A 6,328-nucleotide genomic window follows, 5' to 3' on the forward strand; every position below is an offset into this window, starting at 1 on the left:
TAAAGAAAAGTGTGTCTTTTCCGGGCGTGTTGCGGTTATTTGATCCAGCCTTTTTGGATGCCGAGGTTGTGTTGGTAGCTGGTGTCGATGGCGGTGTCGTATTCTGCTGGTGCACCGATGTCATTGGTAGTGGCTGTGGTGTTGTGGGTGATCAGGTCTGTTGCTGTGGAAAGTGCGTCTTGACCCCATCGTTGGTCCCTGGCGATCTTGACCGGATCGTCAGGGACTTCTGTATGTAGATACAGCCACCAATCCATCACTGTGCGTTGATGCGGTAGTGATAGTCCGCGGTGTCTGCGGGCTAGTTCTTTTATGGGGGCGTTGATGCCACCTTCGAGGCTGTTTGTTGTTGCTGCAAGGTTGTCGGGGTCGATGGTTGTTGGTGGGGGTTGCAGGTAGGTAAACAGCAGGTCTCTGCGGTGCAGAGATAGCAATGATTGATAGGCCGCTCGGACGCGTTGGTGGGTGTAGACCTTGGTGTAGGCGCCGGTAACGGGGTCTTTGATGGTGGTTTTCTCGTTCATCCATTCCCGGTAGGTGTGGTCGAATTCGTGCAGGTGGGCGACCCATGTGGATGCTTGGTCAAGGTCGGTGATGCGAGTGAGTTTCAGGGCTAGGCGGTAGAGGGTTTTGCCGGCATCGGTGCGGGGGTTGCTGGTGGTGTGGCGGCGGACTGTTCGTTGGGCGTGGACGAGGCAGCGTTGGATGCGTGTTGTTGGCCAGCAGTGGTGGATGGCTGATTGGGCACCTTGTCCGCCGTCTGTGACTGCGATTAGTGGTGCGGCAATGGGGCGTAGGAGTTCGGTGTAGGCGGCGGTGGTTTCGTGTCTGGCCCAGGTCCAGTTGATGACGTGGGTTTTACTGGCTGCGATCAGGAGGCATCCGGACTTTAGATAGGTCGCGTCGAGGAAGATTTGGTCATGGATGCGGAATGAGTCGATGGTGGGTGTGGGGATGATCCACCAGCACCATCGGAATCGGTGGTGCATGGTTTGCCTGGTTACGCCATGGTGTGCGGCGAAGGTGGTTAGAGATTGGGTGCCGGTGGCCCATTGGATGAACAAAGCCATGGTGGCGGTGTTTTTGTTGTGGGTTTGGGTGTTGCGGGTAAAGGAGTGTCCGCAGTGGGTGCAGCGCCAACGGGTGGTTGATTTGCTGGTGGTGCCGTTTTTCTTTGTGTTGTTGCCGCATAGTGGGCAGCTGGGGCGGTTGGTGGTCATCCTTTAATCCAACCGGTGTGCGGTTAGCACAAATGTGGCCGGAGGTGTGGGATGGTGTGGGTAATAGCTTTCGGGGAGCTATTCTTTGGTGATTTGTGGTGTGTGGTCTGGGGTTATGGTGGCATGCGGACACACTTTTCTTTACTTAACCCCGAGTTACTGACTGCGTTTATGGCCGGCGGCGGTGGGGCGATGCGAGTTACTGACTACGTTTATGACAAAAATGGCCTGAAAAATGGCTTGAAAGTGTCATAAACTCACACAGTTTCACATTTGCAGCCCGGAAATTTTAACGCCTATGGGACGAATGGGCCAGCTCCGCGATACGAAGCACCGACTGTTCCAGCGACAGCTCGGGAGTCGACGAGGCACCCTTGGTGTCCGCATCCAGCTGTGCCGCGACAACCACAGCGCGAGCAACCGCCGGGGTTGACCAGGCCGATGCCAACCGCTGAGTTTTCTCCAACTTCCACGGTGGCATGCCATAGCGGTGGGCATCCCTGCGAGCATTAACGCCACGTGCACCGTGGAGCCGAGCTACATCACCAACCATTCCCGTGATTGCAGCCGACAGCAGTGCCGGTGCCATTCCCAGCTGCAAGGCACGGCGCATCTTGGCCAACGCTTCCCCGCCCCGACCGCGCAGTGCGAGCTCGGCAATCTCAAAGCCCGAGACCTCCGCCGAAGCACCGTAGTAGGTGCGCACTGCTTCCGAGGTGACCTTGCCCGCTGTATCCGCACACAGCTGGGAAATGGCGGTCGCCAGTTCGCGGAGGTCTGAACCGACCGCATCCAGGACGGTATCGATGACGTCGCGACGCACCTTAACCCCGTGTGAGGCGAACTCTTCGCCAACAAAACCGGGCAAGTCGTTTCGCTTGAGCGGTTGAGCTTCGAAAAAGCGGACCCCCAACTTGCGCAGGTCAGCGACCATCTTTTTCTGACGCCCCTCACCGCTGTGAAGGAGAATCAACGTGATGCCCGGCGCGGGATCCTTAACCGAATCCATCAACAGCTTGGCAGGCTCTTTGCCGGCGTCTTGGCAGTCGGTAACAACCACGATCCGGTCATCCCCAAACAATGAGGGGCTGAAGAGCTCCACCGCGTCAACAGTGGTCATTTCCCCTGCACGGATGGTGGTCACAGGCACCGAGCGTCCGCCCGGATCGGACTCCGTTGCTGCCTGCGCGCGGACGGCAGCGACAATGGCGAGGCGGGCGCGGTCTTTCAGCAGTTCCTCTTTGCCCACAATCAAATTCACGGGTGCGACGGCGCTCAATCCCGACCTCTTTTCCGCGTTGATTCCTGCGACTGTTGTTTCTAGCCTACGGGACAGACCGGATTTCACCTTCCTCGCCAGACTTCGCCATTCGAATAGAGAGCTTGCGGCCCATCTCGCTGTGGGCACACCACAGGAATGTGCTCGGGTGTCATTACGGTTTCTCGCACGCGCGGACCACACTCGCGGGCGATAAACCACTGGGGTGAGCGGTGCGATTGGAGCGGTTGGCCGCTCACGGCTTCAGCGATATACGACGGGGATTCCACCACCACGGTTTCTGTCGTGGTGTTATCTGCGGCAGTATCCAGTACCTGGGTATGCCACGTCATTTGCTCGGTGAGTCCGAGCGCAATTCGGCACTGCCGGCTGAGCGAGGTCGGTGCAGGGTAACCAACCGATACCACATGGTTGACGGGTTCTCCGACAGCCTCCGCATGAATGAGAACAACCTGGTTCTTCTCAGCGCAGGCGGCAGCACTCCACCCCTGTGGGGCACGCGCAATGTCGAGGCCGAATATCCAAATGGCGGCATAACTACCGGCTGCCAAGACAGCAGCGAAGGCCCCAGCGCGGAGCGCAAAACGGGGCCACGCCCAGAGCGTCGTCAAGCATGTGAGTGTGAGAGTGCAGGAAACGACCAACGTGACCGCCCCAGTGGCGGGCGCGACGATTCCTGCGGTGAGGCGTGCGACCTGATGAATCCACCATGCGCACGGCGCGGCGCACCATAGCAACGCACTGACCAGCCAATTGAGATGCAGTGCGGCCGCAACGGCAGCGAGCGAACCAGCGATAGTAACCGGTGCGACGGCGGGCGCGGCGAGGAGATTGGCGAGCAGCGAGACATGGCTGATCTCGCCGATAAGGAGCGCCAACACGGGCATGGTGACCACGTGTGCGGCAATCGATACGGCGACGGCGCGGACTACTGGGGCGGGCCAGGTACCCATAACGGTGGTGGCGGACAGGCGTCTGGCAAGGGGCTCGGCAAGAAGGACTAACCCGGCGGTGGCTGCGACCGAGAGGGCGAAGCCCACTGATACCGATAGGTCTGGAGCCAGGAGAATCAACCCAATAATGCCAGCCGACAGCGCCGCGATGGCCTGGCCAGCTCGTCCTACAAGAATCGCCAACAGCCCAATGCAGCCGGTGACCACCGCGCGTAGCACTGACGGTTCTGTACCCACAATTGCCACAAAGCCATACAGGGCAAGCGCGGCGACTGCGACGCGCACCCGCGGTCCAGCCCACGAAAACACGGCCACAACAGCCCCGATAACAAGCGCAACGTTCGCTCCAGAGACTGCTGATAGATGTGAAAGCCCAGAGGCAGTCATCATGTCGCCGTCGTTGAGGCTAAAGCCGCGCTCATCGCCGATGGCCATGGCGGGAATCAGGCGGTCGGGACCAACGGGAAGATTCTGCGCCGAGTCAAAGAGCTGCTGGCGCACCTGAGCTGCCAGCCCCTGCGGTGGCGCGATGACCTCAACATCGCCACGCAGATTCAGCTGGATACCACTAATGCAGGGTTTGCTGGCCGCACGTATACCGGCTGTGGATTCAACTACGGCGTCTCTCGTGACCGCCAACAGTGACTCGTCTCCGAAAACCGACACCTGCCCCGGAAGGCCCTCGATGCGGGCTTTCGCGCTGGCCCCGAACTCGGTAGCTTTCGGCTCGGTGACGAGGCGCAATTGCACTTTCGACATCCCGCCAATGTCGTCATAGAGCTCGTGGGCTCGGGCTTGCGCTATGCGGATTCGCGTGGCCACCGCAACACTGGCCACCGCCACAGCTGGCACCACGATAGTGGCGATTGCTCGCCAGCCGGAGGTCACCGCACCTCTTCCCCATCGCCACGACCAACGCTGCCACGCCCACGGCAACACCACCGCAGTCACGATCGCGCACGGTGCCACAACTATCGCCCATTCTGGGCGCATGATCACTGTCACCGCAGTCGCCCACGCCAGCACCGCTGCTGGCACTAGCCGCACATCGAGCCCAGCACGAGCGCGCAGGTCAGACGGTGGCGGCATCGCGCAGAGCCTCTACCTTCGCCGGGCCGATTCCCGGAACCTCCTCAAGTGCGTCGATGCTCGCAAAAGGCCCGTTCTTTTCACGAAAGTCGATGATTTTGGTCGCCGTTGCGGGTCCAATTCCGGGCAATTCCTCCAGCTGCGTAGCAGTGGCGGTGTTGATGTTGATCTTTCCGTCAGAGCCACCCGGGCCAGCCCCGCCTGCAGCACCGGCGCCAGAACCGCCAGAAACATCGGAACCGCCCTCCGCCGTCCCTGCTGGCAGCGCCTCTGTCCCAACCACAATCTGTTGACCATCTACCAACGGTGCCGCCAGGTTCACGCTGGCAGGATTAGCCTCCGGCAAAAGCCCACCCGCACGCTCAATTGCCTCCACCACCCGCGCACCCACTGGCACCTCCACCACGCCAGGATTGGGTTAAGTAAAGAAAAGTGTGTCCGCATGCCACCATAACCCCAGACCACACACCACAAATCACCAAAGAATAGCTCCCCGAAAGCTATTACCCACACCATCCCACACCTCCGGCCACATTTGTGCTAACCGCACACCGGTTGGATTAAAGGATGACCACCAACCGCCCCAGCTGCCCACTATGCGGCAACAACACAAAGAAAAACGGCACCACCAGCAAATCAACCACCCGTTGGCGCTGCACCCACTGCGGACACTCCTTTACCCGCAACACCCAAACCCACAACAAAAACACCGCCACCATGGCTTTGTTCATCCAATGGGCCACCGGCACCCAATCTCTAACCACCTTCGCCGCACACCATGGCGTAACCAGGCAAACCATGCACCACCGATTCCGATGGTGCTGGTGGATCATCCCCACACCCACCATCGACTCATTCCGCATCCATGACCAAATCTTCCTCGACGCGACCTATCTAAAGTCCGGATGCCTCCTGATCGCAGCCAGTAAAACCCACGTCATCAACTGGACCTGGGCCAGACACGAAACCACCGCCGCCTACACCGAACTCCTACGCCCCATTGCCGCACCACTAATCGCAGTCACAGACGGCGGACAAGGTGCCCAATCAGCCATCCACCACTGCTGGCCAACAACACGCATCCAACGCTGCCTCGTCCACGCCCAACGAACAGTCCGCCGCCACACCACCAGCAACCCCCGCACCGATGCCGGCAAAACCCTCTACCGCCTAGCCCTGAAACTCACTCGCATCACCGACCTTGACCAAGCATCCACATGGGTCGCCCACCTGCACGAATTCGACCACACCTACCGGGAATGGATGAACGAGAAAACCACCATCAAAGACCCCGTTACCGGCGCCTACACCAAGGTCTACACCCACCAACGCGTCCGAGCGGCCTATCAATCATTGCTATCTCTGCACCGCAGAGACCTGCTGTTTACCTACCTGCAACCCCCACCAACAACCATCGACCCCGACAACCTTGCAGCAACAACAAACAGCCTCGAAGGTGGCATCAACGCCCCCATAAAAGAACTAGCCCGCAGACACCGCGGACTATCACTACCGCATCAACGCACAGTGATGGATTGGTGGCTGTATCTACATACAGAAGTCCCTGACGATCCGGTCAAGATCGCCAGGGACCAACGATGGGGTCAAGACGCACTTTCCACAGCAACAGACCTGATCACCCACAACACCACAGCCACTACCAATGACATCGGTGCACCAGCAGAATACGACACCGCCATCGACACCAGCTACCAACACAACCTCGGCATCCAAAAAGGCTGGATCAAATAACCGCAACACGCCCGGAAAAGACACACTTTTCTTTA

General features: G+C 59.3%; 5 protein-coding genes. 1 reads left to right on the top strand and 4 read right to left on the bottom strand.

The annotated features are described in order from the left end of the window. Positions 1-35: 35 nt before the first annotated feature. The 4 genes from ADB08_RS08045 to ADB08_RS08065 form a co-directional block, all read right to left on the bottom strand. The gene (locus ADB08_RS08045; RefSeq protein WP_015382061.1) at positions 36-1,220 is read right to left on the bottom strand and encodes an IS256-like element IS3503 family transposase; all 1,185 of its coding nucleotides are present in this window, start codon (positions 1,218-1,220) and stop codon (positions 36-38) included. A 289-nt stretch (positions 1,221-1,509) separates the two neighbouring features. Next, entirely contained in the window at positions 1,510-2,568 is a 1,059-nt protein-coding gene (gene holA, locus ADB08_RS08055) for a DNA polymerase III subunit delta (RefSeq protein ID WP_049172327.1), read from the bottom strand. Continuing rightward, on the bottom strand, positions 2,565-4,541 hold the full coding sequence (locus ADB08_RS08060) for a ComEC/Rec2 family competence protein (protein WP_049172329.1): 1,977 nt from the start codon (positions 4,539-4,541) through the stop codon (positions 2,565-2,567). Before ADB08_RS08060 ends, holA begins: the two co-directional genes overlap by 4 nt. Further along, positions 4,525-4,944: a ComEA family DNA-binding protein gene (locus tag ADB08_RS08065; RefSeq protein WP_239660047.1), complete on the bottom strand. Its 420-nt coding sequence runs from the start codon at positions 4,942-4,944 to the stop codon at positions 4,525-4,527. The genes ADB08_RS08060 and ADB08_RS08065 overlap by 17 nt, the downstream gene beginning before the upstream one ends. A 164-nt stretch (positions 4,945-5,108) precedes the next feature. On the opposite strand from ADB08_RS08065, the gene ADB08_RS08070 reads away from it, so the two are divergent. Beyond that, a complete protein-coding gene (locus ADB08_RS08070) occupies positions 5,109-6,293 on the top strand; it encodes an IS256-like element IS3503 family transposase (RefSeq protein ID WP_015382061.1) in 1,185 nt (394 codons plus the stop codon). The last annotated feature ends 35 nt before the right edge of the window (positions 6,294-6,328 follow it).

Source organism: Corynebacterium sp. 239_CJEI (assembly GCF_001055995.1).
Lineage (GTDB): Bacteria > Actinomycetota > Actinomycetes > Mycobacteriales > Mycobacteriaceae > Corynebacterium > Corynebacterium jeikeium_D.

What these genes read in the sequence shown, in the direction of transcription:
- ADB08_RS08060 (WP_049172329.1), bottom strand. Translation starts at nt 4,541, where the DNA reads ATGCCGCCACCGTCTGACCTGCGCGCTCGTGCTGGGCTCGATGTGCGG.
- ADB08_RS08070 (WP_015382061.1), top strand. Translation starts at nt 5,109, where the DNA reads ATGACCACCAACCGCCCCAGCTGCCCACTATGCGGCAACAACACAAAG.
- ADB08_RS08045 (WP_015382061.1), bottom strand. Translation starts at nt 1,220, where the DNA reads ATGACCACCAACCGCCCCAGCTGCCCACTATGCGGCAACAACACAAAG.